Here is a 26,226-nt window from a genome sequence, read left to right as displayed (position 1 = left end):
CAGGGCCGACGCGACGAGACGAAGCGTGGGGAGGGGACGACGGGCCCACGATCTGCGCAGATCGTGGGCCCGTCGGGTCACCGGTTCGTGAGAACGGGGAGGACTACTTCTTGCCCTGGTTGGCGACAGCCTCGGCGGCGGCCTTCGCGGCCACGGGGTCGAGGTAGCGGCCACCCTTCTCGACGGGCTGGAAGTCCTCGTCCAGCTCGTACACCAGCGGCTGACCGGTGGGGATGTTCAGGCCGGAGATCTCCTCGTCGGAGATGCCGTCGAGGTACTTCACCAGGGCGCGCAGCGAGTTGCCGTGGGCGGCGATCAGCACCGTCTTTCCGTCGACGAGGTCGGGCTTGATGCCCTCCTCCCAGTACGGCAGGAAGCGCTCGACGACGTCCTTGAGGCACTCGGACTTGGGCAGCTGGTCGCCGAGCTCGGCGTACTGCGGGTCCTGGTCCTGGCTGAACTCGGTGCCGAACTCGATCTCGGGCGGCGGGGTGTCGTAGGAACGACGCCACGCCATGAACTTCTCCTCGCCGTACTTCTCACGGATCTCGGACTTGTTCATGCCCTGCAGGGCGCCGTAGTGGCGCTCGTTCAGGCGCCAGTCACGCTTGACGGGGATCCAGTGACGGTCCGCGGTGTCGAGCGCGAGGTTCGCGGTCATGATGGCGCGACGCTGCAGGGAGGTGTGCACGATATCGGGGAGGATGCCGGCCTCCTTCAGCAGTGCGCCGCCGTTGGCGGCCTCGTCCCGACCCTTCTCGGTGAGGGCCACATCGACCCAGCCGGTGAACAGGTTCTTCGCATTCCAATCGCTCTCGCCATGGCGGAGCAGCACGAGTGTGTAGGTCATGGAGCCAGGGTACGCGGGGCCGCTGAGCGGCGCATATCGTGCCCACCGCCGGCGCCGTCGGTGTCGATAGTGTCGGGTCCCCGACTGCTCCCGCGGCCGGCCGCTTCGCCGATGTCCCTGTTGTGCTGCTCGACCTGGACGGCACGATCGTCGACTCCGGGCCGGGGATCCTCGACGCACTGGGTCACGCCTTCGCCCGATGCGGCGAACCCCTGCCGCCGCCGGCCGTGCTGCGCACCTTCATCGGGCCCCCGCTGGAGGACTCCTTCTGCGGCGCGCTGGGGCTGAGCCCGGAGCGCGCGGAGCAGTTGCGGATCGCCTACAGCGCCCACTACCAGGAGCACGGGCTGCTCTCCGCTGCCCCGTACCCCGGAATGCCGGAACTGATCAGCGCCCTGGTGGCAGACGGCCGCACGGTCGCCGTCGCGACCAACAAGCCGGAGACCAGCGCGAACAGGCTTCTCGCGCGTCAGGGGCTGGGCGGCGCCTTCGCGCTCATCGGCGGCACCGACCGGGCGGCGGGGCGAGAGGGCAAGGCGGCGGTCATCGGGAGCGTCCTGGAGCGGCTCGGCGTCACCGCCGATCGCCGGACTGCCGATCACCAGCCTGTCGATCACCGGTCGCCAGATCGTCGGTCGGTCGTTCCTCGGACGGTCGACGGGGGCGACGTCGCCCCGGCGGTCATGATCGGTGATCGCCTCCACGATGCGCAGGGCGCCGCCGAGCATTCTCTGCCGGCCGTGCTCGTGGACTGGGGATATGGCGGGGAGGTGGAGCGTGCCGCCGATCTTCCGCGCGCCGGCACCGTGGAAGCGCTGTCGGCGATGCTGCGTCCCTGACGGGTTGACGGGCAGCACGCTCAGGCCTCGACGAGGATCGTCACCGGCCCGTCGCCCACCATGCCCACGCGCATGTGGGCGCCGAAGCGGCCGGTGGCAACCTGCACGCCGCGTTCCCGGATCGCTGCGACGACCTGCTCCACGAGGGGCTCGGCCACCTCGGCCGGGGCGGCGGCGCCCCAGGACGGGCGGCGTCCCTTGCGCACATCGGCGTAGAGCGTGAACTGGGAGACGACGAGGACCTGTGCGCCCGTGTCGATCACCGAGCGCTCGCCCTCGAGGATGCGCAGCTCGCAGATCTTGCGGGCGATCGTGGCGACCTGCTCCGGGCCGTCCTCGTGGGTCACCCCGACCAGGGCCATCAGGCCTTCGCCCTCGATCGCGCCGACGACCTCGCCGTCCACCTCGACTTGGGCGCTGTCGACTCTCTGAAGCACTGCACGCATGCCCCGATGGTGGCACAGCTGCGGCGTTGCAGCGTGGGGCCGTGGGCCAGCGCCGTGGGCCAGCGCCGTGGGCCAGCGCCGTGCATCACCGCCGTGGATCAGTGCCACGCATCACCGCCGTGGATCAGTGCCACGCATCACCGCCATGGATCAGCGGGATGGTTCAGTGCGGCTGGGTCGAGTCGATGCGGCGTTCCTGGGTGGGGGAGTCATCCCCGCTGTCACCGCTTCGAGGGATCGGGACCGGCTGTGTCGAGGGTGGCGACTGCGGTGGGCTGTCCTCGGGCCAGGTCGTGGGCGGATCCTGCGGTGCGAGTGTCGGAGCCTGGGCGCTGCGCGGTGCCTGGGTCGAGCCGGGCTCCGTCGGGTGCGGCTGCGTGTCGTAGAGCTGCCGGGCAGGCGGCTGCTGGTGCGTCCGCTGATCGGCAACCTGCTGCAGTGCCTGCTGAGGAGCGTGCTGCTGCGGGGTCTGCTGCTGGGGAGCCTGCTGCTGCGGGGCCTGCTGTTGCGGAGCCTGCATCGGCGGGGCGTGCTGCTGCGGGGGTGCCTGCGGAGGGGATGGCTGCTGCAGCGGTTGCTGCGCGGGAGCGGAGGATCCTGCGGGCGGGGCATGCCGGGCGCTCGTCGGCCCCTGCGTGCTCGTCGGCCCCTGCGCGCTCGTCGTCCCCTGGGGCGCCGGGCCGCTCGGAGCGCTCATCGCCGACGGACGGACCGGGGTGCCGGCCGGGCTCGCCTGCTGCTGGGTGGTGAGGCGACGGGACTCGGCGGTGCGAGCCAGCCCCACCCATTCCTCGGCCACCCGCACGATCGCCTCGGTGGCGGCCTCCCAGGACGCCTCCTGCTGGCGGTGGGGACCGGTGGCGAGGGAGAGCACGACCCCGGCGGAGCGCAGAGCGAGCTCGGTGGGATCGACCCGATCGGCGAAGGTCTTGTGCCAGGTGCGGATGGCCTCCTCGACGCGCTCCTGCATGGCGCGATCGATGCGGCCGGCGTTGCCGTAGTCGGCGAGCACGCTGAGATGGGCGAGCAGGCAGGCGAGGTCGTCGGCCCGTCGGCCCGGTCCCACGGTGTCGATGTCGAGCACCCCCACCACCTTGCCGCCGGAGACGAAGACCTGGGCCTCGTAGAAGTCGCCGTGCACCACGTCGTGCGGACGCATGTCCATGCGCTGCTCGAGCGCGGCCAGACCGTCCCGGATGGTGCGCACGAGGGCATCCAGCCGGGGGCCCAGCGCAGGGACGGAGGAGCTGACGATCCCGGCGTAGAAGTCCACCGAATCGGTCCATGGCGGTCGCAGCTGCACGGTGTACATCGACGCCGGCAGCCGGTCCAGCAGGGCCACCAGGTCCTCGGCGGTGCACGCGGCGACGCCCTCGTCGATGACGGCGCGGGCCAGCGGCCTGCCGGGCAGCTCCTCGAGCACCACGAGACCGTTGTGGTGGGCGATCACGGCGGGCACGGGGACGCCCGCGGCCAGCAGGCGCTGGTGGCGGTCCACGATCTCCTCGCTGCGATGAGGCTGCATGACCTTGAGGAACACGGCGTGGCCGTCCTGGCTCGCGCGCAGCACGGCGCGACGGCCCGGACGGTAGGAGACGACGTCGATGGCGATCGGCGTCGTGGGGTCGGGGCCGAGCGTGACTCCCAGGTCATGCAGGGTGCGGCCCACGACATCGGGATAGCAGACCAGCGGCAGCATCGGCAGCCAGGGATCGTGGGGGTAGCGCCACACGCGCACATTGATGTCGCCATCGGTCATCACGAGCGTCTGCTCGGCGACGTAGAGGTTCTTCTCGCGCTCGCCGATGTGGGCGCTCGCGCCGAACAGCTCCTCGCGCGCCGGGGCCTGGGGCCCGTCGAGCTCCGGCCAGGCGACCATCGTGCGGTAGAGCGCCTTCGTGCTGCGGCCGGGACGGTGATCGACATGGTCCAGCTGCCAGCTGTGCAGCACGCCGCCGGAGTTGCCGACGGCGGAGCGGAGCAGCCCTCCGGCGCCGGGCCCGGTGAGAAGCTCCGAGCCGTCCTGCGTGTGTGACATAGGTGGTTTCAATCTGGTCCGAGAGGTCATCAGGCGACAGCGCCTACGATGCGTGCATGGCTGATCGTACCGATAACCTCACCAGCGGGAACCTCCTGGGCATCCCGGAGACCCTGCTTCCCGACGATTTCATCGATGTCCAGGTGACCGCGGAGCTCGCGGAGGAGGACCCCCGGGTCATCGCCGCCCGCCACCCCGAGTCCCCGATGGTCTGGGCGACCCTGTCCCAGGACGCGCTCTCGGACGGGGATGACGTCAGCGCCTACGCCTTCGCCCGCACCGGCTACCACCGCGGCCTGGATGCCCTGCGCCGTGCCGGCTGGCGTGGCCAGGGACCGATCCCCGCCTCCCATGCCCCGAACCGCGGGTTCCTCCGCGCCCTGGCGATGCTGGGGGAGACCTCGCGCCGGCTCGGCGACGAGGAGGAGGCGGACCGGGTCACGGCCTTCCTGCGCGAGGCGGACCCCAGCCTGCTGGGCTGAACAACACCGGCCGCCAGGCCTGATGACCAGAACCGTGCCATGCCGGACAGCCCCGACCGGGCTGCCCGGCATGGCACACCTCACCGTGGGGGACGTGTCCAGGCGGCGCCCCGGTGACGCTTGGTACGATCCACGCGTCCAGATACCGCTCGCCCAGGAGTTGCCATGCCCGCCGTCGTGATCGTCGGAGCCCAGTGGGGAGACGAGGGGAAGGGCAAGGCCACCGATCTCCTCGGGGAGAACGTGGACTATGTCGTCAAGCCCAACGGCGGCAACAACGCCGGCCACACCGTGGTCGTGGACGGTGAGAAGTTCGAGCTGAAGCTCCTTCCCGCCGGAATCCTGTCGCCCCAGGTCACACCGGTGATCGGCAACGGTGTGGTGGTCAACCTCGAAGCACTGTTCGAGGAGATCGGCATGCTCGAGGCGCGCGGGGTCAGCACGTCCCGCCTGCGCATCAGCGCCAACGCCCACATCGTCGCGTCCTACCACCAGACCCTCGACAAGGTCACCGAGCGCTTCCTCGGCAAGCGCGCCATCGGCACCACCGGCCGCGGCATCGGCCCGGCGTACATGGACAAGATCGGCCGCCTCGGCATCCGTGTCCAGGACCTCTACGACGAGTCGATCCTGCGCCAGAAGATCGAGGGCGCCCTGCGCCAGAAGAACGAACTGCTGGTCAAGCTGTACAACCGTCGGGCCGTCGAGGTCGACCTGATCATGGAGGAGCTGCTCTCCTACGCCGAGCGCCTGCGCCCGATGGTCGTGGACACCACCGAGCTGCTGAACTCCGCGCTCGACCGCGACGAGGTCGTGCTCATGGAAGGCGGCCAGGCCACCTTCCTGGATGTGGACCACGGCACCTACCCGTTCGTGACCAGCTCGAACCCGACCGCGGGCGGCGCGTGCACCGGCACCGGCGTCGGCCCCACCCGCATCGACCGGGTGATCGGCATCGTCAAGGCGTACACCACCCGCGTGGGCGCCGGGCCGTTCCCCACCGAGCTCGAGGACAAGTGGGGCGAGTACCTGCAGACCACCGGCGGCGAGGTCGGCGTGAACACCGGTCGCCCCCGTCGCTGCGGCTGGTACGACGCGCTGATGATCCGTCACGCCGTGCGCATCAACGGCTTCACCGACATCGTCCTGACCAAGCTCGACGTGCTCACCGGGATCGACGAGGTCCCGATCTGCACCGGCTACGACGTCGACGGCGTGATCCACCGCGACATGCCGATGACCCAGACCGAGTTCCACCACGCCGTGCCGGTCTACGAGACCCTCCCGGGGTGGAGCGAGGACCTCTCCGAGGCGCGCACCTTCGAGGAGCTGCCGGAGAACGCCCGCAACTACGTGCGGCGCCTCGAGGAGCTCGCCGGTTGCCGCATCAGCGCCATCGGCGTGGGCCCGGATCGCGCGGCCACCATCGTCGTCCACGATCTGCTGCCGGCGACGACCCGCTGACGTGGTGACCCGTCGTACCGATCCGGAGGCCGGTCGCGCAGCCCTCGCCTCATGGGCCGCTGCGCCGGACGCCCCGCGCTCGGTGCTCGCCCCGGCCGTGCGGCACACCCTCGAGCTCTTCGCCGAGGAGTATCCCGGCGGCGCCGTCGAGCTGCGCGTGCCGCCCTACGCCGCCGTCCAGGCGATCACCGGGACCCGGCACACCCGCGGCACGCCGCCCGCCGTCGTCGAGACCGATGCCGGGACCTGGCTCGCCCTCGTGACCGGCGATCTGACCTGGGCCGATGCCGTCGGCGGCGGTCGGGTCCGGGCGAGCGGGGAGCGCAGCGACCTCACCGAGCTGCTGCCCCTGATCGGCCCTCGCCGCACGGTGCGCGCCGCCCGCGAACAGGAGACCGAATGAGCATCCAGGTGGAGATCGCCGTGCAGGACCTCGCAGGTCTCGAGGTCGCCGCACTCGGCGGCGCCGACCGCGTCGAGCTCTGCGTGGACCTCGCCCGGGGCGGGCTGACCCCGCCGCCCGAGCTCGTGGAGGACTGCGTCCGACGCGCCGCGACGCTCGTCGCCGCACGGGACGCGAAGCCCCACTTCGAGGTCCACGTGCTGATCCGCTGCCGCGCCGGGGAGGACGACTTCCTGGGCCGGCCGGAGGAGTTCGCCTTCTCGCCCGACGAGATCGAGCTGATGGCCCGCCAGGCGGAGGAGACGATCACCGCCGGAGCCGCCGGCGTCGTGATCGGTGCCCTCACCCCGCAGGGCGCCCTCGACGTCCCCGCCCTCGAGACGATCCGCGACGCCGCGCTGCAGGCCGGGCAGTCCGCCGTGCGGGGAGTGACCCTCACCTTCCATCGTGCCGCCGACGCCCTGGCCGGGCGCGAGGAGCGCGCGGACGCCGTGCGCACCCTGCTCGGTCTCGGATTCCATCGCGTGCTCACCTCGGGCGGGGCCGCGAAGGCACTCGACGGACCCGACGACCTCGCCGCCATGGTCGAGGCGGCCGACGGCATCCTCGACATCTGCGCCGGGGGAGGGGTGCGCCCGGCGGACATCGCGGACCTCGCACAGCGCAGCGGCGTCGCCGACGTGCACCTCTCCGCCCGCCGCCGCCCCGACTCGCCGGTCGAAGCCGGAGCCCCCGATACCCCGACGGACCCGGCGATCGTCACCGCCGCGGTCGACGCTGCAGGAGCATTGTGAACGACAACCAGGACACCTCGGACGACATCCAGGATTCATCGATCGACACGCCGGACACCACGGACATGACGGACACGCCGGACACCACGGACACGACGGACACCACGGACACGACGGACACCACGGACACGACGGACACCACGGACACGACGGACACCACGGACACGACGGACACCAACGTCGGAGCCCCCACGGCGGGCAGCGCCGACGACACCGCTGACGCTGCCGACGAGGGCGACGGGAGCACCAGCTTCTACGTGCGCCGCAGCCGGGTCCCCACCCTCGGGTTCTGGGTGGCGCTCGCGCTCGTGATCCCGATCGTGGTGGCCCTCGTGGTCTCGCCCTTCCTGAATTTCGGCGACCTGAGCGGAGTCTTCACCTTCGTCCTGGTCTCCGCGGTCTTCGTGGGTATCCCGCTGGCGGCCGTCGCCGCCGCGGTCGATGCCTTCCGGCATCGCGGCTCGAAGCGTCGCGGTCGCTGAGCAGGGCGCTCTGCGTTGCTGACCAGTGGCTCGTCAGGGCCGACGGACCGCGGGTTCCCGACGCCGGACGGAAGATCGTGGGAAGCCCGCGCTGTGGCATCATGTCCACGTGGCACGCGGCGATGGAAAACTTTCCCATGACCTGCTCCCCGGGGAGAAGGGCCCACAGGATTCCTGTGGGGTCTTCGGCGTATTCGCCCCCGGCGAGGATGTCTCCAAACTGACCTACTACGGTCTCTACGCCCTGCAGCACCGGGGACAGGAATCGGCGGGTATCGCGACCAGCGACGGCTCCCAGATCCTGGTCTACAAGGACATGGGCCTGGTCTCGCAGGTGTTCGACGAAGCCTCGCTCGAGGCGCTCCAAGGGCATATCGCGATCGGGCACACCCGATACTCCACGACCGGAGGCTCGGTCTGGTCCAACGCCCAGCCCACCCTCGGTCCGCGGCCGGAGGGGACGGTCGCCCTCGCGCACAACGGGAATCTCGTCAACACCGAGGAGCTCCTGGCCCTGGTCGAGGAACGCCAGGGCAAGCCGCGCAACGGCGAGCTCGCCCGCGGCAACACCACCGACACCGCTCTGGTCACCGCACTCCTGGATACCGAGGGCAGCCTCGAGGAGGCCCTGCGCGAGCTCATGCCGCGCCTCGTCGGTGCCTACTGCTTCACCCTGATGACCGAGACCACCCTCTACGCGGCGCGCGATCCCCAGGGGATCCGCCCGCTCGTCCTCGGTCGCCTGGACCGCGGCTGGGTCGTCGCCTCCGAGACCGCTGCCCTCGACATCTGTGGGGCGAGCTTCGTGCGCGAGGTCGCACCCGGCGAGATGATCGTCATCGACGAGCAGGGTCTGCACAGCGTGCAGGTCATGGAGCCCAAGCCCAAGGGATGCGTCTTCGAGTACGCGTATCTGGCTCGCCCGGACACCAACATCGCCGGCCGCAGCGTCAACGAGGCTCGCACCGAGATGGGCCGCCAGCTGGCCCGGGAGCATCCCGTCGAGGCGGATCTCGTGATCCCGACGCCGGAGTCCGGAACCCCCGCCGCGATCGGGTACGCCCAGCAGTCGGGGATCCCCTACGGCCAGGGAATGGTCAAGAACGCCTACGTCGGCCGGACCTTCATCCAGCCCAGTCAGACCATCCGCCAGCTCGGCATCCGCCTGAAGCTCAATCCGCTGCGCGAGGTCATCCAGGGGAAGCGGCTCGTCGTCGTCGACGACTCGATCGTGCGCGGCAACACCCAGCGCGCCGTGGTGCGGATGCTGCGCGAGGCCGGCGCCGCCGAGGTCCACGTCCGGATCTCCTCGCCGCCGGTGCGCTGGCCCTGCTTCTACGGCATCGACTTCGCCTCCCGAGCCGAGCTGATCGCCAACGGGCTCGGCACCGAGGAGATCGCCCGCTCGCTCGGAGCGGACTCCCTGGGCTATATCTCCGAGAAGGGGATGGTCGACGCCACCGAGCAGCCCGCCTCGGCGCTGTGCACCGCCTGCTTCTCCGGGACCTACCCGGTGGCGCTGCCCGATCCCGTCGCCCGCGCGCAGGGGATCCTCGCCTCGGGTGAGCACCACACCACCGCCGTCGGGAAGGACGCATGAACACCACGGACCCCACTGCCCCCGCCAGCTCCACCGGCCCTGCCATCACCTATGCCGACTCCGGGGTAGACACCGCTGCCGGAGATCGCGCGGTGGAGCTCATGAAGGAGGCCGTCGCCGCGACGCACGGCCCCCAGGTGCTGGGCGGGATCGGCGCTTTCGCCGGCCTCGTGGACGTCAGCGCGCTGAAGGACTACCGGCGGCCGCTGCTGGCCTCCTCGACGGACGGCGTCGGCACGAAGATCGCGATCGCCCGCGAGATGGATATCCACGACACCATCGGCCGCGACCTCGTGGGCATGGTCGTCGACGACATCATCGTGGTCGGGGCGGCGCCTCTGGCCATGACCGACTACATCGCCTGCGGCCAGGTCGTCCCCGAACGGGTCGCGGACATCGTGCGCGGCATCGCCGAGGGCTGCCAGCTCGCCGGCTGCGCGCTCGTGGGCGGAGAGACCGCCGAGCATCCCGGACTGATGGCCCCGGAGGACTATGACGTGGCCGGAGCCGCCGTCGGCGTCGTCGAGGCCGATCAGCTGCTGGGCCCCGACCGCGTGCAGCACGGTGACGTCGTGATCGGGATGGATGCCTCCGGGCTCCACTCCAACGGGTACTCGCTCGTGCGGGCCGTGATCGCCGCCCAGGGCCTCGCCCTGGACACCCATATCGAGGACTTCGGCCGCTCGCTGGGTCAGGAGCTCCTCGAGCCCACCCGCATCTACACCGCCGACCTCCTCGCCGTGCTCGGCGATACGCGGAGCCAGGGAGCGATCCACGCGCTCAGCCACGTCACCGGCGGCGGCCTCGCCGCCAACCTGGCGCGGGTGGTGCCGCGCGGGCTCGCAGCACGGGTGGACCGCTCGACCTGGGAGCCGGCATCGGTGTTCGCCCAGATGTCCCGCTGGGGATCAGTGCCGCAGCTCGATCTCGAGGGCACGCTGAACATGGGGATCGGCATGGTGGCGCTGGTCAGCGCCGACCAGGCGGACGCCGTCCTCGCAGTGCTCGCGGAGCGCGGTCTCGGGGCACGGGCCATCGGCGAGGTCGTCGGCGAGGAGGACCTGCCCGAACCGGGCTCTCCGCTCGAGCAGGTCATCACGGGCGCCAAGGGCGTCGAGGGCGGCGCCGTGCTGCTGGCCTCCCAGCACCCCGGCTGGGCCTGAGCCCTTCTGCTCCGCTCAACGCCGGGGCCATGGCCGCGGGGCCTGCGTGCCTGACCCTGGCGGCCGGGCCCGGTGGCTGTGGAGGCTGGGGGCTCGCAGTGCGACGATGCCACAGAACGATCGAGGGCCGACCCCATGGGGTCGGCCCTCGATCGTGGTCACGGTTCCAGCTGATGCCGTGCGAACCGGATGCGGTATCGGCGCTCTCGGCCCGCTGCCGGTTCGACGTGCTCCGGATGCTGCAGGGTCGTCGTTCGCCGAACTGCTGTCAGCGTCGGTGCGCGGACGGGGCGTCGTCGGCCCAGTCGTCGCTCTCCTCGGCCCGGTCCTCGCCGTCGGTGGAGCTTCCGCTCCGCTCGGACTGCAGCTCGCGCTGCAGTGCCGTCAAGTCCGTCGGCGGGCTGTAGTACTTCAGGTCCCGTGCCACCTTGGTGTGCTTGGCTTTCTGTCGGCCGCGACCCATGGATCTGACCCCCTGTGCGTCGGCTGCCGGGTGTTCTTGTCGACCCGGAAGATGGCATTCATTCGGAATCCAAGAGTACATGCATGCACTCACTTCCGGCGAACCCTGGAGGCCCGGACGTGCCCGACATCCCTTCTGCGGTGTCCGTCCGGTAGGTTCCGCGGCTCCGGATGGTGGTCATGCGCAGGGCAAGAGTTTGCCATTGACCTATAGTCACCGTCTAAGCTGATGATCCAGTGCCTGGGAATCCAGATCGAAGCTCAGAGGCCCCCTGCGGGAGGGCGGATGAGATCGGCGAGACCCTGAGGTGCGATTTGCTCGACGTTCCGCTGGGAAAGGCCGCACGCACATGAATGGATCCCCGGATCAGACGCACGAGGGCGCTGCCCCGAGCGCTGAGCTGTTGACGCCTGCGCAGGTCGCCAAGATGTTCCACGTCGACCCCAAGACCGTCACGCGATGGGCCCAGGCCGGCAAGCTCACGTACATGCGCACCCTGGGCGGGCACCGCCGCTACAGCCGTGACGAGGTCGTCGAGCTGCTGCGGGAGAGCACCGAGGGCGAGTGAGCGCGGACCAGGTCCTGGGCGACGGCTATACAGCCCGACAGCTCGACCTGGGATCGGATTCCGAAGGACCGGTCATCGCCACCCTGATCCACCGCGAACGGCCTGCCGCGGACAGTCCGGAGCGTGCCACCGGCTCGGCCCCCCGCCCGCCGATCCTCGTGATGCACGGCTGGTCCGACTACGTCTTCGACCGCGGTCTGCTCGAGCGCCTCGGCGCTCTGGGGCACGACGTCTGGGCGCTGGACCTGCGCAAGCACGGCAGAAGCCTGCTGCCGGGTCAGACCCCCACCTCGATCGATCACCTCAGCCGTTATGACCGCGAGATCGGACAGGCGCTGCGGATCATCGGGACCGACACGCCGCCGGTGCTCCTGGCCCATTCCACCGGGGGACTCATCGCCGCGCTGTGGGCGCAGCGTCGGCCGGGCACGGTCCGGGCCCTCGCCCTGAACTCCCCCTGGCTCGAGATGCATCTGGGTCCGAGCGCCCGGACCCTCGCGGACGGCCCGGTGCGACTGCTCGCGGACAAGCTGCAGCACCGGCCGATCCTGCCGCCGGGATCCACCCACTTCGCCCGCACCACCCATCGCAAGTACGGCGGCCTGTACGACTACGACCTCGCCTGGAAGCCGGAGCGCGGGCATCGGTTCCCGGCGGACACGTTCGCGGCGGTGCTCGACGGGCAGAAGCGGCTTCGCGCTGCCGGTCCGCTGGCGATCCCGGTGCTCGTGCTCCATTCCGCCCACACCCGGATCGGCGCGAAGTTCACCGAGGAGATGCGGCGCGCCGACTCGGTGCTGGACGTCCGCTCCCTCGTGCACGCCGCGCGCCGAATCGGGCCCGACGTGCGGATCGAAGCGATCGACGGGGCCCGGCACGACGTCTTCCTCTCCGACGCCGACGCCCGGGCACGCTCCCTCCACCACCTGGAGGACTGGCTGGAGACGATCAGCTCCTGAGCGCCTACGATGAGGTCGCTCCTGGGCATCGGGTGGACGATGCCGTCGGCACCGGGAGCCGTCGGGGAGGAGCTGCCGGATGATCTCGGACCCACGACAGCTGCGTGGTCAGGCGGGCGAACTGCGCCATGGGGCCGATCGTCTCACCCTGCTCCGGCTCCGACTCGCGACGGCGATCGTCGAGACCACCCGGGCGGAGGACCCTCGCGTCCGACGCATCGGCGCCGGGATCCACGAGCAGTGGTCGCGGCGGGAGTACACGGAGCTCGGACGTCTCGCGACCGCCCTGCGCGCCGCCGCGAAGCTGCTCGACGCGGTCGCCGTGAAGGGGGAGCGCACCAGCGGCCGTCGGCTGGGCGGATACTCCGGGGCCGGCTTCCTGGGTCGTGGCGACGAGGCTCACCGGCACGTCGAGGCAGTGTCCGACTTCGTGGGGACGACGCACGGCGCCAGCATCGGGGGCTTCCCCCTGGTGCCGGGGCTCGCCGAGGCGGCGCCTGCGCACCCGTCGCACACCCTCGGCCTCGAGACCCCTGCCTACGACGACGAGGACTGACCCGGGGAAAGCTGACCCAGGGAGGACTGACCCGGGCAGCCGCGGCCGCGCGCCGGGGCGCGGGGCGCACGGGAGCGTGCGCGTCAGCGCCCGGGGCGAGCGGCCTCGGGGAGCAAGAAGGACACGACGGTGGACACGGCGCCGGCGAGCAGCGGCACCACCAAGGTGGTGACCAGCATCAGGAGCATCGCTGCGGCGGCGTCCGCCGCGCCGACGCCGAGCGCCACCAGCGCCGCCGCTCCGACGGTCTCCGAGATCCCCGCGCCCCCCGGCGTGATCGGGACCAGGGCGATCAGGCGGCCCAGCGCGAACACCGCCACAGTCAGCAGCAGCGGCATCTCGGCGCCCACCGCCCGGATGGCCAGCAGCAGGGCCGCCCACTGCAGCACGCGCGCCGCGCAGGTCGGAGCCAGCAGCGCGATCGGATGGCGTCGCTGCATCGTCACCAGAGCATCGCGCTGCACCAGGACCATGGTGGCGATGCGTTCCGGCACGAGGTCGCCGAGCCGCGTGATGAGGCGGGCGAGGACCGACCTGCGCAGCAGGATCGACAGCAGAGTCAGCGCGATCAACGCGCCCACCAGTGCGATCACTGCGGCCGTGATCGCGCCGGGCAGAGGGACGCCTGCCATGCCCGTCGCGGAACCGGCGGCATAGGCGCCGAGCCCGACCAGCGGGACGAGGAGCGAGGTGATCACCATCTCGACGAGGGACGCGGCGATGATGCCGGTGAGGATCACGGGGACCGCCAGGCCTGCGCGGCGCATGATCCATCCCAGCAGCCCCAGGCCCAGCACGGAGCCGCCCGGCAGGGCGAGCCCCAGCCCGTTCGAGGCCGTATGGCCGAGCAGCGCGGAGGAATAGCGGGAGCCGACCACTGCCGTGCGCACCGTGAGCGCCTCGAGGGCGAGGGCGCCCAGCCCCAGCAGGGTGACGGCCGGGAGCGCCCAGGCGGGGGCCGCGGTCAGGGTGCGCAGGATCTGCGGCCAGCTCGCTCCGCTGGCCCAGGGGAGCGCCAGGGCGAGCACGACGACGACCAGCAGCAGCGACAGGGCCCCGGTGATGATCTTCCCGATCGGGATGCCGGGCCGGACATCGAGGTCGACGTCCGCGGGGATCCAGACGGACGAGTCGTCGGATCCCGGGTCCGGGGAGTGACCGGGGACCGGTTCCGGGGTGGTCGGGGAGCCGTCGGAAGCCGCTGACATGCGGTGATTCTCGCATGCCCCCTGGAGCGACCTCTCAGGCCCTTCCACGTATCGTGGGGGCATGTCCTTCCTGATCTCGCTCCTCGTCGTCCTGCACCTCCTCTGCTGGGCCGTGGCGCTCGGCACCTGGGTCGCGGCCGCCCGCACCCGCGTCCCGAACCCGGGGATGGCCCACGCTGTCGCCGGCGCTCTGGTGATCGGCATCATCCTCGCCGTCCTGGTCTCCATCGTCGGCGATGCGAACCACATGAAGCTCGGCATCAAGCTGCTGGTCGCCGTGGTCGCCACCGTCTTCGCGTACATCGCGAAGAAGAAGGGGCCGGAGACGTCCTCCCTCGTCTGGTTCGGCATCCCGACCACGATCGTCGTGAACGTCATCATCGCCGTCTTCGTCTGATCCACGCCTGGTCGAGGTCGGGCGGTGCACCTCGCCGCTCCTCCTCCCCACCGTGGCCGTTGTCCACACGGGGCCCGGCAGCAGTCGCGCTGTCGGGTCCCGTGCCTATCCTGGGGATCTCATGAGTTCACTCTTCGACGACCTCTCGCTGCCCGACTCCTTCCGCCGCCTCGACGGTGTGTCGGTCACGCCCTCGACCCCCGGCGCGGGGCCGACGAGCACGGACCCCGACGGGCTGCGCCCGCCGCTCGACGGTGATGCCCCGCCGGAGGACCACGACGCCCCGCCGGAGGACCACGATGCCCCGCCGGAGGAGGACGACGCCCCACCGGCGGAGGAGCCCGGCCACGGCGCGCAGCGGGAGCCGCAGGCACCGACCGATCTCGACGACGCACCGCATCCCGCCGACCGGGTCGAGCCACCTGTCGCGCCACGGCGCACCGGGGGATGGGCCGCCGTGGATCCTGCGGTGCTCAGCGAGCTGACCGACGGGCTCAACCCCGCCCAGCGCGAGGCGGTGGAGCATCGCGGAAGCCCGCTGCTGATCGTCGCGGGCGCCGGATCGGGGAAGACCCGAGTGCTCACCCGTCGCATCGCGCATCTGCTGCGCGCCGGCGAGGCGATGCCCGGCGAGATCCTCGCGATCACCTTCACCAACAAGGCGGCCGCCGAGATGCGCGAGCGCGTGGAGGAGCTCGTGGGCCCCGTGGCCCGCAGCATGTGGGTCTCGACCTTCCACAGCGCCTGCGTGCGGATCCTGCGTCGTGACGCCCAGGCCGCCGGGCTGAAGAGCTCGTTCACGATCTACGACAGCGCCGATTCTCTCCGGCTGATCACCACGATCGCCAAGGACCTCGAGCTCGACACGAAGAAGCACGCGCCCCGGGGGATCGCCTCGCGCATCTCCTCGCTGAAGAACGACCTCACCGATCCGATCGACTTCGCCGACCAGGCGGAGAGCTCGAAGAACCCCTTCGAGAAGACGCTCTCGCGGATCTACACGAACTACACCGAGCGCCTGCGCCAGGCCAACGCCGTCGACTTCGACGACCTGATCGGCCTGACGGTGACGCTGCTGCGCGACAATCCCGGGATCCGGGAGGGCTACCGGCGCCGATTCCGCCACCTCCTGGTCGACGAGTACCAGGACACCAACACCGCGCAGTACCAGCTGGTGCGGGAGCTCATCGGGGAGGACCCGCGGGCGGATCTCACCGTGGTCGGCGACTCCGACCAGTCGATCTATGCGTTCCGCGGAGCGACGATCCGCAACATCGTCGAGTTCGAGAAGGACTTCCCCTCGGCGGCGACGATCGTGCTCGAGCAGAACTACCGCTCCACCCAGAACATCCTCAGCGCGGCGAACTCCGTGATCGAGGAGAACGAGGGGCGGCGCAAGAAGAACCTGTGGACCGATCAGGGGGCGGGCGACAAGATCACCCTCTACGTCGCCGACGACGAGCAGGCCGAGGCCAGGTACATCGGCCGGCAGATCGATGCCCTGGTCGATGACGGCCGCTCCGCGGGGGACATCGCGATCTTCTACCGCGCCAACGCCCAGTCCCGGGCGCTCGAGGATCAGCTGATCCGGATCGGGCTGCCCTATCGGGTGGTGGGCGGCACGCGCTTCTACGAGCGCCGCGAGATCAAGGACGCGATGGCGTACCTGCGGGTGCTCGCCAATCCGGCCGACGAGATCAACCTGCGCCGGATCCTCAACGTCCCGAAGCGGGGCATCGGCGACCGGGCCGAGGCCGCGATCGCCATGCTCGCCGAGCGCGACCGCCTCAGCTTCGGCGAGGCGCTGCGCCGGGCGGACGACGCCCCGGGCATCGCCACCCGCTCCCTGAACGCGGTGCGCACCTTCGTCGCGATGCTCGATGATCTGCAGGAGATGGCCCGGCGCGGCGACGGGCCGGCGGAGCTCCTCGAAGCGATCCTGCAGAGCTCGGGCTATTACGCCGAGCTGCAGGGGAGCGATGACCCGCAGGACGAGTCCCGGCTGGAGAACCTCGCCGAGCTGGTCAGCGTCGCCGCCGAGTTCGAGGCGCAGACCGAGGCGGCCGACGCCGCGGCCAGCGAGTTCGAGGCTCTCTCCGACGACGCGGACGACGCTGAGGGTGTGAAAGACGCGGACGACGCAGAGTCTGCGGAGGATCCAGCAGGCACGTCGGGCGAGGATGCCACGGCTCCTGAGACCGATCCGACGCCCCCCGGCTGGGACATCGCCCCGGACGCGGCACTCACCGCCCCGGAGGATCCTGAGGCGACCCTCGTGGATCGGTTCCTGGAGAAGGTCGCCCTGGTGGCCGACGCCGACCAGATCCCCGGTTCCGAGGACCAGTTCGTCACGCTGATGACCCTGCACACGGCGAAGGGACTGGAGTTCCCGGTCGTCTTCCTCACCGGTATGGAGGACGGCACCTTCCCCCACAACCGCACCCTGGGGGACCCGGATGAGCTGCAGGAGGAGCGACGCCTGGCCTACGTGGGCATCACCCGTGCCCGCGAACGGCTCTACCTGACACGGGCCCAGATGCGCGCCATGTGGGGGCAGTCCCAGTTCATGCCCGGGAGTCGTTTCCTCGACGAGATCCCCGAGGAGGTGCTCGACGTGGCCCGCGCGGGATCCAGCCTCAGCGGTGCGGGTCTGGGCGGATACGGACACGGCGCCGGATCCGGCGGGAGCAGCTTCGGGGGCGGCTACCGCTCCGGGAGCCAGCGCGGTCCGTCGTTCAGCGGTGGCATCGGCGGAGGCCGCAGCGATGTGAAACGGCCCAGCCTCGGATCCGGCCGCAAGCCCACCGCGGTATCGGACCTCCCGCAGCTCACCGTCGGGGACCGCGTCACGCATGACTCCTTCGGAATGGGCTCAGTCACGGAGATCGCCGGCCAGGGGGAGAAGACCCAGGTGGAGGTGCAGTTCAAACCGCCCCACGGCACGAAGAGGCTGCTGCTGCGCTACGCCCCGCTCACGAAGCTCTAGGCGGGGCTCACAGGCCTCCCAGGCCTCCCGGGCCTCCCAGGGCTTCCGGGGCCACCGGGGCCACCGCGCTGCCTTGGGGGTCAGGGGAGTCCGACGAGCTCGGAGGCGCGGACGGCGCGACCAGCTCGACCTCGATCCCCTCCGGGTCCTCGGCGTACCAGGCCGCGTGGTCCGGACCTCCGGCATGCGGGAAGGCGTCGCTGAACAGCTCGCGCCAGCCGTGCTCCGCCGCGCTGTCCCGGATCGCCTCGAGCGCGGCCCGGGTCTGCACGGAGAGCGCGATGTGGTTCATCCCCGGGGCACGGCGCTCGGAGCGCTCTCCCACCACATCCGGGGACTGCTCGAGCACGATGTACGAGCCGTCGCCGTGGCGCCAGATGCGACCGGCCTCCCACCCATCCACGTGCTCCGCCGCCCAGCCGAGAGTCGTCAGCAGCCAGTGCCAGGCGGGCTCGGCAGCAATGAGGTCCGCGGTCCACAGCTCCAGATGATGCACGGCGGATCTGTGGTGCCCGGCCGGTTCGGCCACGGGGGGAACAGCGGGGGCGGTCGCCGAGGCCGCGAGATGCGGGAGCTCGGGGGCTGCGAGCTCCAGGTCACGGGTGAGGATCGTGGTGCTCGACTCGATGATCCCGGCCGAGTACGGAACGGGCCCTCCCGTCGGCCGGTAGCCGAGGTGTTCCCAGAATCCACGCGCCCGGTCCTCGTTCGTGGCGACCACGCCGGCTCGCAGGCGTCGGACCCCTCCGTCGGCACGCAGCTGGGCGAGGACGCTGTCGTGCAGCAGGCGGCCCAGTCCGCGCCCGTGCGCCGTGGAATCCACGAGCAGCAGACCGATGTGCGCGGTGCCAGGCTCCGGCCAGTGCGTGACGATGTCGCACAGGCCTCGCAGCACCCCCTCGGGATCGATCAGACCGATCACGCTCTTGGCCGGAGCATCCACCCGGGGCGGCAGTGCCGTGAGGATCTCCAGCGCGTCCTCCTCAGCCACCTCGCGCCCCCGCACCGTGCGTGTGTACTCGGGTGAGCGGAGCAGCAGCGCGTTGACGGCAGCTGCATCGTCCGTGGTCAGCGGCCGGATCGTGGAGGGCATGCGGGAAGTCTAGGTGGGGCGGCGTGCCCGAGGGCGGTGGGCACCGACCGGGTCACCCGAGTTCAGCGTCCCGTGCCAGGCCGCCTGTAGTCCGGTCACTCCTCGGGCGGGTCCGAGCTCTCGGCCGGGTCCGCCTCCGGGTGCTTCCGGTCCCGGGCGAACTGGGCGTAGAGGCCGCTCGCCAGAGCGATCAGCACGATGATGCCCACGACGATGAGCACGGCGCTGAACGGGATCGGCAGACCGGCCGCGTACAGGACGCCCCAGATGACGAGCAGCGAGCCGCCGATGAGCAGCGCATCGCGGACGGCGCGGGCGATACGGCCGCCGATGCCGGCCTTCTTGGCACGGGTGCCGGCACGCTCGGCGGTGCGGCTGGCGACGACCGCGTAGATCTTGGCCTCGTCGCGGAAGGACCGGGTGGGGGTCTCGGTCCGAGGCGCCGGACGAGTGGTCGAACGAGGTGCGGACTGGGGCGACGAGCGGGGCGCTGTCGACGGCGGGCGGCGATCTTCGTCGCGAGGGCGGTCTTCACGGGGCCCGTCATCGTAGAACTGGTCGTCTGCCCGTCGTTCTTCGGTCGGTCGGGCGGAGCCCCGGCGCTCAGGGGCCCGTCGTTCGTCGGACGGGGACGCATCGTCGGCGTAGCGTCCCTGATCAAGAGCCCTGCCCGCGGCCCGGGCATAGCCGCCGGCGCGGGACGTGGCGCGCTGCGCGGCCTCCCGCGCACCGGGGGCCTGCTTCTTCGCGGTGTTCCGAGCGGCCTTCGCGTAGGTCTTCCAATCGGCCATGGCGTCTCCTCGCCTCAGCGGTCGTCGCGCGGACGATCGTCCTCGCGCCAACGGATGTCCCCGCCGCCTCGCGGGGCGGCGGGCGGGCGGGAGCTGCGAGCACGCCGGTCGTTGTAGTACGACAGGCCCACGTTCAGAGCCAGGGTGATCCCGACCGACAGCATGAAGCCGGCGAACGTGGACCGCACCCCGAGCAGACGCAGCACGATGAACAGCACCCCGATCGCGATGACGCTGAAACCGATGTGCTCACGCACTCGCGTGGCCAGGCTGCGGGATCGTCGGTTCATCCCGACATCCTATCCGTGTGAGCTGAACAACCCGTGGGATGTCGCATCGCCCCGGTCGGCGACGTGAGACAGCGCGCACCCAGGTCGCCAGGTGACGACAACGGTGGCGGACGGGATACCCTGACTGCGTTCCCAGGGGTGGCATCGTGGCCGCAACGGCCTGCCGCCCTCTGCCGATATCGAGAGGAATGCAACCCCGTGGACCTGTATGAGTACCAGGCCCGCGATCTCTTCGAGAAGCACGGCGTGCCCGTGCTCGGAGGAGTCGTCGCGGAGGACCCTGCCACTGCCAAGGCCGGAGCCGAGAAGCTCGGCACCCCGGTCGTCGTCGTCAAGGCCCAGGTGAAGACCGGTGGCCGCGGCAAGGCCGGTGGCGTGAAGATCGCCAAGTCCCCTGAGGAGGCGGAGCAGAAGGCCTCCGAGATCCTCGGCATGGACATCAAGGGCCACACCGTGCATCGCGTCATGGTCGCCGCCGGCGCCGACATCGCCGAGGAGTACTACTTCTCGCTGCTGCTGGACCGGGCCAACCGCAACTACCTGGCCATGTGCTCGGTCGAGGGCGGCATGGAGATCGAGCAGCTCGCCGTCGAGCGCCCCGAGGCGCTCGCCCGCGTGGCTGTCGACCCCAACGTCGGGATCGACGAGGCCAAGGCGAAGGAGATCGTCGACGCGGCGAAGTTCGACGCGGAGACCGGTGCGAAGGTCGCCCCCGTGCTGCAGAAGCTCTGGGACGTCTACCGCGAGGAGGACGCCTCCCTGGTCGAGGTCAACCCGCTGGTCAAGACCGGCGCCGGAGACATCGTCGCGCTGGACGGCAAGATCACGATCGACGAGAACGCCGGTTTCCGTCATGAGGACCACGCGGCCCTCGTGGACACCGCCTCCGAGGACCCGCTGGAGACCAAGGCGAAGGCACTGGACCTCAACTACGTGAAGCTCGACGGCGAGGTCGGCATCATCGGCAACGGTGCGGGACTGGTCATGTCCACGCTCGACGTCGTCGCCTACGCCGGTGAGTCGCACGGCGTGAAGCCCGCCAACTTCCTGGACATCGGTGGTGGCGCCTCGGCCGAGGTGATGGCCAACGGCCTCGACGTGATCCTCGGTGACGAGCAGGTCGCCGCAGTGTTCGTGAACGTCTTCGGCGGCATCACCGCATGCGATGCGGTCGCCAACGGCATCGTCGGCGCGCTGAAGAAGCTCGGCGACTCCGCGACCAAGCCGCTCGTGGTCCGTCTCGACGGCAACAACGTCGAGGAGGGTCGCAAGATCCTCGCCGACTTCGCCCACCCCCTCGTCACCCAGGCCGACACCATGGACGGCGGCGCCGCGAAGGTTGCCGAGCTCGCCGCCGCAGGAAAGTGAGCAGGACCCGACATGTCTATCTTTCTCGATGAGAACAGCAAGGTCATCGTCCAGGGCATGACGGGCTCGGAGGGCATGAAGCACTCCCAGCGCATGCTCGACTCCGGCACCGCCATCGTGGGCGGCGTGAACCCCCGCAAGGCCGGCCAGTCGGTCTCCTTCGAGGGTGGCACCGAGGTGCCCGTCTTCGGCTCCGTCAAGGAGGCCATGGAGGCCACCGGTGCGAACGTCTCCGTGGTCTTCGTGCCGCCGAAGTTCGCCAAGGATGCTGCGCTCGAGGCCATCGACGCCGCGATCGAGCTCCTGGTGATCATCACCGAGGGCATCCCGGTCAAGGACGCCGCGGAGTTCTTTAACTACGCGCAGTCCAAGGGCGAGACCCGGATCATCGGTCCGAACTGCCCGGGCGTCATCACCCCCGGTGTCTCGAACGCGGGCATCACCCCGTCGAACATCACCGGCACCGGCAAGCTGGGCCTGGTCTCCAAGTCCGGCACGCTGACCTACCAGATGATGTACGAGCTGGCCGACATCGGCTTCACCACCGCCATCGGCATCGGCGGCGACCCGATCATCGGCACCACCCACATCGATGCGCTCGAGGCGTTCGAGAACGATCCCGAGACCGTGGGCGTCGTGATGATCGGTGAGATCGGCGGCGACGCCGAGGAGCGCGCGGCCGCGTACATCAAGGACAACATGACGAAGCCGGTCGTCGGCTACGTCGCGGGCTTCACCGCCCCCGAGGGCAAGACCATGGGACACGCCGGCGCCATCGTCTCCGGCTCCGCGGGCACCGCCCAGGCGAAGAAGGAGGCCCTCGAGGCCGCCGGCGTCAAGGTCGGCAAGACGCCGACCGAGACCGCCGACCTGATGCGCGAGATCGTCAAGGGCCTGGCCTGAGAGATCGAGCCCCGGACGACGTCGACCGAGGTCGCACCGTCTGATGCAGCGCCCCGGATCCCTCACAGGGTCCGGGGCGCTGTGCATTCCGGGGCTGTCCGGCGACCAGGGCCCGGAACCCTCGCCGCGCCGACTAAGCTGGTCGGAGTCTGCCGTATGCCTACGAAGGAGGGGACCCCGTGAGTGGAGATCTCATCGACACCACCGAGATGTATCTGAAGACGGTGTTCGAGCTCCATGAGGCGGGGATCGCGCCGATGCGGGCTCGGATCGCCGAGCGACTCGGGCACTCCGGTCCCACGGTGTCCCAGACGGTGGCCCGCATGGAGCGCGACGGGCTCCTCCACCTCGACGGGCAGCGCCGCATCCGGCTCACCGCCGAGGGCACCGAGGTCGCGACCGACGTGATGCGCAAGCACCGACTGGCCGAGCGGCACCTCCTCGACGTGATCGGGCTCGACTACGCCCTGGTCCACGAGGAGGCCTGTCGGTGGGAGCACGTGATGAGCATCGAGGTGGAGCGCCGGCTCGCGGAGCAGCTCGAGCCTCCCTACATCGACCCGTACGGGAACCCGATCCCCGGTCTCGCCGCGCTCGGCATCAAGGAGACGCAGGACACCCCGGACAGTAAAGAGCCGACCAATCCTCCCCGCGAGCTGATCGAGTCGGTGGCCGACGGGGAGACGGTCGAGGTCGTGCTGCGACGGATCGGTGAACGGGTGCAGAGCGACGTCGAGCTGCTCGGAGAACTTGCACGTCATGGCATGATTCCAGGAGCTCGGATGCATGCCGAGCGACTCGCGGGGACCGTGGTGCTGCGGGGCACGTCGGGAGGCGAGGTGGCGGTCTCCGAGATCGTGGCCGGTCAGCTCCATGTGACCCCGCTCGACGCCGGGTAAAGGGCGCGTCAAGCTCTTCCCCAGACCTTTCTGTCGAGCTGACCGGGCCGCCATGCTCCCCCTACGCTCGTAGTCGTGCCGAGGCGTCCGAGCCGCGGCATTCCTCCTGGAGAGCCCCACCGCGCACCAGGTTCGGAGTGGGACGCTGCTGAGCGCGGGGGCATCTGCCCAGGGGCTGGGAGCCGAAACGTGTCGAACACTGTGAACAACACTCACCGCCGCAGCATGCGGACGGTGACCCCCGTGGTCCGCGCCGGTCGCGCGACCGCCGGTGCTGCGATGACCGCCGCGATGCTCTTCGGCGGCGCAGCTGCAGCCACCGCCGAGCCGCAGGCCGAGGCCCCGGTCGCCCCGCAGGCCGGCCCCGCCGTCATCGCTCCCGTGGCCGCTCCCGCCGTCGAGATCCCCGTCGCCGGTGTCGCTGCGGACGTCACGACCGCTGACGCCACGACCGAGGCCGCGCCCACGACCACGACCACGGCCGATGCTCCCTCCTTCGCCCCGGCCGGCGGATCGATCTCCGTCGAGGTCGGTCCCACGGAAGCGGAGATCGCCGCTGCTGAGGCAGCCGCCGAGGAGGAGCGCGCCGCTGAGGAAGCCGCTCAGGCCGAGGCCGCTGAAGCCGAGGCGCAGGACCAGCAGCAGACCGAGACCCGCGACGAGGACGACAGCGCCGACCGCTCGAACGAGCGCACGGGCACCTCGAACGACTCCACCGAGTCGAATGACTCCAGCAGCTCGAACAACTCCGGCGAGTCCAGCAGCTCCCGCGAGTCCAGCAGCTCCAGCGATAGCTCCTCCGAGAAGAAGAAGGAGAAGTCCGCTCCGGCACCCTCCGCCAGCAAGGGCAGCTCCATCCTCGCCACCGCCCGTTCGGGCATCGGGACGCCGTACGTCTTCGGCGGCACGTCCACCTCGGGCTGGGACTGCTCCGGCTTCGTGCAGTGGGTCTACGCGCAGCACGGCATCGACCTGCCGCGCGGGGCCAACGCCCAGGGCGCGTCGGGCACCGTCATCCCGCGCTCCGAGGCGAAGCCCGGCGACCTCGTGTACAAGCCGGGTCACATCGGCATCTACGCCGGCGGCAACAAGTTCGTCGACGCCGGGAACTCCCGCGTCGACACCACCGAGCGCAACATCTACTCGGGCAGCTGGACCTTCGTCCGCGTCGGCAGCTGACCCGTTCAGCACTGATCGCGACCCCGTGCCACTGAGGTGGTGCGGGGTCGCTCCCATTTCCGGGCCGGATGCTGTGCGCTCCCATAGGGCGCCGGTACCGTGTCAGGGTGTCTTCTGCCCGTGATCTCCTCGCCGCCCTCCTGCTGACCGGAGCCCTGCTCCTGGGTGCCCTCTGGCTCCCCGGTGCCTGGATCGACCGGAACGTCGTCGAGCAGAGCGGCTTCCTCGCCATCACCGAGCCTCTCGCCGCCGATGAGGCGATCCAGCGCGACATCTCCGACAGCGCCGTCGAGAAGGTCCTGGACGACGACAGGATCCCCGGCTGGGTCGCGGACCAGGTCGCGCCGCTGATCCAGGACCAGGCCCCGAAGCTCACGGGCACGCAGGGATACGCGACGCTGTGGGACGGCACCATGCGAGACCTGCACGAGGGCCTGTTCACTCCCGGAGCGAGCGACCTCGAGGTGGATCTCTCCCCGGTCATCGAGCAGATGCTCGACGCCGTCGACGGGTCGCTCCCGGTCAAGATCCCTCGACCCGAGAACGCCACCATCACCCTGACCACGATCCCGGATGTCCCCGTGCTCACCACGGCGCACACGGTCGCGCCCTGGTTCTCCTGGGCCGGCCCCGCAGCGCTGGTCCTCGCGGCGCTCGCGCTGCTCGTCGCCGCCCATCGTCGGGCAATGCTCGCGCTGGCCGGCGTGGCGGGGATCATCGCCGGCGCGCTCACCTGCCTGCTCGCCGGCACGATCGGCACGCTGGTGCCGAACTCCATCGATCAGGCGGACTTCCTCGGGCCGATCGTGCAGGCCTTCGAGACGCAGTTCGCCGCCGACGTGATGCCGCAGGGCGTGATCATCCTCGGCGTCGGCGCACTCATCGCGACCGTCGGGCTCGTGCTGGTGGGCGTGCACCGCCGGGACTAGGGGGACGAGCGGGACCGACGGGACGAGCAGGGACGGACAGGTGCCGCCGAGCAGGGGCGGCGACACCCGCACCTCCCGTCCCAGGGGCGGCGATACCCGCACCTCCCGTCCCAGGGGCCGGGTCGCCTTGGGCCGGGTCACCTCGGGCGGGGTCGCCAGAGCTCGCGTCAGAGGGCCCGGGTCAGACGAGTCGGGTCAGAGGAGGCCGAGCCGCTCGAAGGCCGTGACGATCCCGTGCTCCGACGGGCCGGGGACCTCGAAGAGGGCGGCGTCGCGGACCTCGTCGCGGGCGCCCGCGATCGAGATCCCGGTCCCGGCCGCACGCAGCATGCCCAGGTCGTTCAGCCCGTCCCCGATCGCGACGGTCGCGGCGAGGTCCAGGCCGAGGTGCTCGACCGTGCGGCGCAGCCCGTCGGCCTTGTCGACCGTGAGCAGATGCAGCTCACCGGAGCTGGTGTCCTCGGACGTGGTGGAGTTGGGCAGGGCGCCGATCTCCGGACCGATCTCCGCCGCCAGCTGCTCGACGGGCACCCGGGACTCCCACAGTGAGATCTTCGCGAAGGAGCAGGCCCCGAGATCCTCGGGGACACGGACGGCGTCGACGATGTCGCGGGGGCCGTTGCCGATGCCGGCAGCGGCGTGAGGCGCGGGATCCGCCATCCGGGCACGGATGCGCCTCGAGGCCGACGACGAGCACCACAGCGCCTCAGGGGCCTCGAGCGCGAAGGCCACGTCATGGCGCTCCAGCACCTCGGCGGCGCGTCGGCCCAGGGCGGCCGGGAAGCGCTCGTCGTGCAGCACCTCGTCCCCGACGCGGACGTGGCCGCCGGCGGAGGAGATCACGCCGTCGAAGAGCGCGGCGACCTCGGGGGCCACGATCGAGGCCGGCCGGCCCGTGCTGAGCAGGATGAGGTGCCCGTTCGCGCGCGCCCGGGCGACTGCCTCGGCGTGCTCGAGAGGGGCGACGCCCTGGTCGGCGAAGGTGCCGTCGAAATCGATGAACACGCAGCGGCGGTCGGCCACAGAGGTCTCCTCAGGAACGTCGTGATGTGGAGAGACCAGCCTAGTCGGTGCCC

Annotated in this window: 27 protein-coding genes; 18 read left to right on the top strand and 9 right to left on the bottom strand. The window is 70.7% G+C overall.

The features are described 5' to 3' along the window. Positions 1–103 precede the first annotated feature (103 nt). Positions 104–850, bottom strand: a complete 747-nt coding sequence (locus ACT3T5_RS00705) for a phosphoglyceromutase (RefSeq protein ID WP_444576225.1) — start codon at positions 848–850, stop codon at positions 104–106. A gap of 38 nt (positions 851–888) precedes the next feature. On the opposite strand from ACT3T5_RS00705, the gene ACT3T5_RS00700 reads away from it, so the two are divergent. Further along, positions 889–1,689 (top strand): HAD hydrolase-like protein, encoded by an 801-nt coding sequence (locus ACT3T5_RS00700; protein ID WP_444593292.1) that lies wholly within the window; start codon positions 889–891, stop codon positions 1,687–1,689. 20 nt (positions 1,690–1,709) lie between these two features. Here the strand turns inward: ACT3T5_RS00700 and dtd are convergent, their stop codons facing one another. Then, on the bottom strand, positions 1,710–2,135 hold the full coding sequence (gene dtd / locus ACT3T5_RS00695; RefSeq protein ID WP_444576223.1) for a D-aminoacyl-tRNA deacylase: 426 nt from the start codon (positions 2,133–2,135) through the stop codon (positions 1,710–1,712). A gap of 163 nt (positions 2,136–2,298) precedes the next feature. Continuing rightward, positions 2,299–4,173 (bottom strand): phosphotransferase, encoded by a 1,875-nt coding sequence (locus ACT3T5_RS00690; protein ID WP_444593291.1) that lies wholly within the window; start codon positions 4,171–4,173, stop codon positions 2,299–2,301. Positions 4,174–4,229: 56 nt separating this feature from the next. On the opposite strand from ACT3T5_RS00690, the gene ACT3T5_RS00685 reads away from it, so the two are divergent. From ACT3T5_RS00685 to purM, 7 genes are all read left to right on the top strand, one after another. Beyond that, positions 4,230–4,655 (top strand): DUF3151 domain-containing protein, encoded by a 426-nt coding sequence (locus ACT3T5_RS00685; protein ID WP_444576220.1) that lies wholly within the window; start codon positions 4,230–4,232, stop codon positions 4,653–4,655. 165 nt (positions 4,656–4,820) lie between these two features. Next, the gene (locus tag ACT3T5_RS00680; protein ID WP_444593290.1) at positions 4,821–6,119 is read left to right on the top strand and encodes an adenylosuccinate synthase; all 1,299 of its coding nucleotides are present in this window, start codon (positions 4,821–4,823) and stop codon (positions 6,117–6,119) included. Position 6,120: 1 nt separating this feature from the next. Next, positions 6,121–6,522, top strand: a complete 402-nt coding sequence (locus tag ACT3T5_RS00675) for a sterol carrier family protein (protein ID WP_444576217.1) — start codon at positions 6,121–6,123, stop codon at positions 6,520–6,522. Next, a complete protein-coding gene (locus tag ACT3T5_RS00670) occupies positions 6,519–7,316 on the top strand; it encodes a copper homeostasis protein CutC (protein ID WP_444576216.1) in 798 nt (265 codons plus the stop codon). The genes ACT3T5_RS00675 and ACT3T5_RS00670 overlap by 4 nt, the downstream gene beginning before the upstream one ends. Then, positions 7,313–7,798, top strand: a complete 486-nt coding sequence (locus ACT3T5_RS00665) for a hypothetical protein (RefSeq protein ID WP_444593289.1) — start codon at positions 7,313–7,315, stop codon at positions 7,796–7,798. The genes ACT3T5_RS00670 and ACT3T5_RS00665 overlap by 4 nt, the downstream gene beginning before the upstream one ends. A 109-nt stretch (positions 7,799–7,907) precedes the next feature. After that, on the top strand, positions 7,908–9,398 hold the full coding sequence (gene purF, locus ACT3T5_RS00660; RefSeq protein WP_444576212.1) for an amidophosphoribosyltransferase: 1,491 nt from the start codon (positions 7,908–7,910) through the stop codon (positions 9,396–9,398). Further along, a complete protein-coding gene (gene purM, locus ACT3T5_RS00655) occupies positions 9,395–10,561 on the top strand; it encodes a phosphoribosylformylglycinamidine cyclo-ligase (protein WP_444576211.1) in 1,167 nt (388 codons plus the stop codon). The genes purF and purM overlap by 4 nt, the downstream gene beginning before the upstream one ends. Before the next feature lie 268 nt (positions 10,562–10,829). Here purM and ACT3T5_RS00650 read toward each other — a convergent pair whose 3' ends face one another. Then, positions 10,830–11,024 (bottom strand): DUF3073 domain-containing protein, encoded by a 195-nt coding sequence (locus ACT3T5_RS00650; RefSeq protein WP_444576209.1) that lies wholly within the window; start codon positions 11,022–11,024, stop codon positions 10,830–10,832. A 349-nt stretch (positions 11,025–11,373) separates the two neighbouring features. On the opposite strand from ACT3T5_RS00650, the gene ACT3T5_RS00645 reads away from it, so the two are divergent. From ACT3T5_RS00645 to ACT3T5_RS00635, 3 genes are all read left to right on the top strand, one after another. Further along, positions 11,374–11,592, top strand: a complete 219-nt coding sequence (locus ACT3T5_RS00645; protein WP_444576208.1) for a BldC family transcriptional regulator — start codon at positions 11,374–11,376, stop codon at positions 11,590–11,592. Continuing rightward, entirely contained in the window at positions 11,589–12,551 is a 963-nt protein-coding gene (locus tag ACT3T5_RS00640; protein ID WP_444593288.1) for an alpha/beta hydrolase, read from the top strand. Before ACT3T5_RS00645 ends, ACT3T5_RS00640 begins: the two co-directional genes overlap by 4 nt. A gap of 79 nt (positions 12,552–12,630) precedes the next feature. Then, the gene (locus ACT3T5_RS00635; RefSeq protein ID WP_444593287.1) at positions 12,631–13,107 is read left to right on the top strand and encodes a hypothetical protein; all 477 of its coding nucleotides are present in this window, start codon (positions 12,631–12,633) and stop codon (positions 13,105–13,107) included. Positions 13,108–13,190: 83 nt separating this feature from the next. Here the strand turns inward: ACT3T5_RS00635 and ACT3T5_RS00630 are convergent, their stop codons facing one another. Continuing rightward, complete coding sequence (locus ACT3T5_RS00630) at positions 13,191–14,315, bottom strand: lysylphosphatidylglycerol synthase domain-containing protein (protein ID WP_444576204.1); 1,125 nt, start codon at positions 14,313–14,315, stop codon at positions 13,191–13,193. Positions 14,316–14,376: 61 nt separating this feature from the next. Here ACT3T5_RS00630 and ACT3T5_RS00625 point away from each other — a divergent pair, with 61 nt between their 5' ends. Together ACT3T5_RS00625 and ACT3T5_RS00620 are read left to right on the top strand one after the other, a co-directional pair. Then, positions 14,377–14,712 carry a hypothetical protein gene (locus ACT3T5_RS00625; RefSeq protein ID WP_443416558.1) on the top strand — a complete coding sequence of 112 codons (336 nt, stop codon included), beginning with the start codon at positions 14,377–14,379 and terminating at the stop codon, positions 14,710–14,712. A 121-nt stretch (positions 14,713–14,833) separates the two neighbouring features. Continuing rightward, positions 14,834–17,698, top strand: coding sequence for a UvrD-helicase domain-containing protein (locus ACT3T5_RS00620; protein ID WP_444593286.1), 2,865 nt, complete (start codon positions 14,834–14,836; stop codon positions 17,696–17,698). Between the two features lie 7 nt (positions 17,699–17,705). Here the strand turns inward: ACT3T5_RS00620 and ACT3T5_RS00615 are convergent, their stop codons facing one another. From ACT3T5_RS00615 to ACT3T5_RS00605, 3 genes are all read right to left on the bottom strand, one after another. Next, a complete protein-coding gene (locus ACT3T5_RS00615; RefSeq protein WP_444593285.1) occupies positions 17,706–18,791 on the bottom strand; it encodes a GNAT family N-acetyltransferase in 1,086 nt (361 codons plus the stop codon). Between the two features lie 95 nt (positions 18,792–18,886). Beyond that, the gene (locus ACT3T5_RS00610) at positions 18,887–19,582 is read right to left on the bottom strand and encodes a hypothetical protein (RefSeq protein WP_444593284.1); all 696 of its coding nucleotides are present in this window, start codon (positions 19,580–19,582) and stop codon (positions 18,887–18,889) included. 14 nt (positions 19,583–19,596) lie between these two features. Next, on the bottom strand, positions 19,597–19,872 hold the full coding sequence (locus tag ACT3T5_RS00605) for a hypothetical protein (protein ID WP_444576195.1): 276 nt from the start codon (positions 19,870–19,872) through the stop codon (positions 19,597–19,599). 198 nt (positions 19,873–20,070) lie between these two features. Here ACT3T5_RS00605 and sucC point away from each other — a divergent pair, with 198 nt between their 5' ends. The 5 genes from sucC (at position 20,071) to ACT3T5_RS00580 (ending at position 25,150) form a co-directional block, all read left to right on the top strand. Further along, positions 20,071–21,240, top strand: a complete 1,170-nt coding sequence (sucC, locus tag ACT3T5_RS00600) for an ADP-forming succinate--CoA ligase subunit beta (protein ID WP_343925380.1) — start codon at positions 20,071–20,073, stop codon at positions 21,238–21,240. A gap of 12 nt (positions 21,241–21,252) precedes the next feature. Further along, the gene (gene sucD, locus ACT3T5_RS00595) at positions 21,253–22,143 is read left to right on the top strand and encodes a succinate--CoA ligase subunit alpha (RefSeq protein WP_441447877.1); all 891 of its coding nucleotides are present in this window, start codon (positions 21,253–21,255) and stop codon (positions 22,141–22,143) included. A 179-nt stretch (positions 22,144–22,322) separates the two neighbouring features. Next, positions 22,323–23,042 (top strand): metal-dependent transcriptional regulator, encoded by a 720-nt coding sequence (locus ACT3T5_RS00590; protein ID WP_444593283.1) that lies wholly within the window; start codon positions 22,323–22,325, stop codon positions 23,040–23,042. Positions 23,043–23,231: 189 nt separating this feature from the next. Then, entirely contained in the window at positions 23,232–24,221 is a 990-nt protein-coding gene (locus ACT3T5_RS00585; RefSeq protein ID WP_444593282.1) for a C40 family peptidase, read from the top strand. A gap of 107 nt (positions 24,222–24,328) precedes the next feature. Further along, complete coding sequence (locus tag ACT3T5_RS00580; RefSeq protein ID WP_444593281.1) at positions 24,329–25,150, top strand: hypothetical protein; 822 nt, start codon at positions 24,329–24,331, stop codon at positions 25,148–25,150. Between the two features lie 195 nt (positions 25,151–25,345). Here the strand turns inward: ACT3T5_RS00580 and ACT3T5_RS00575 are convergent, their stop codons facing one another. Next, positions 25,346–26,173, bottom strand: a complete 828-nt coding sequence (locus ACT3T5_RS00575; protein WP_444593280.1) for an HAD hydrolase family protein — start codon at positions 26,171–26,173, stop codon at positions 25,346–25,348. Positions 26,174–26,226 lie beyond the last annotated feature (53 nt).

Source organism: Brachybacterium sp. AOP3-A1-3, from assembly GCF_052378285.1.
GTDB lineage: Bacteria > Actinomycetota > Actinomycetes > Actinomycetales > Dermabacteraceae > Brachybacterium.
Note: the sequence above shows the minus strand (reverse complement) of the source record. Positions and strands in the feature narration are given on the sequence as shown.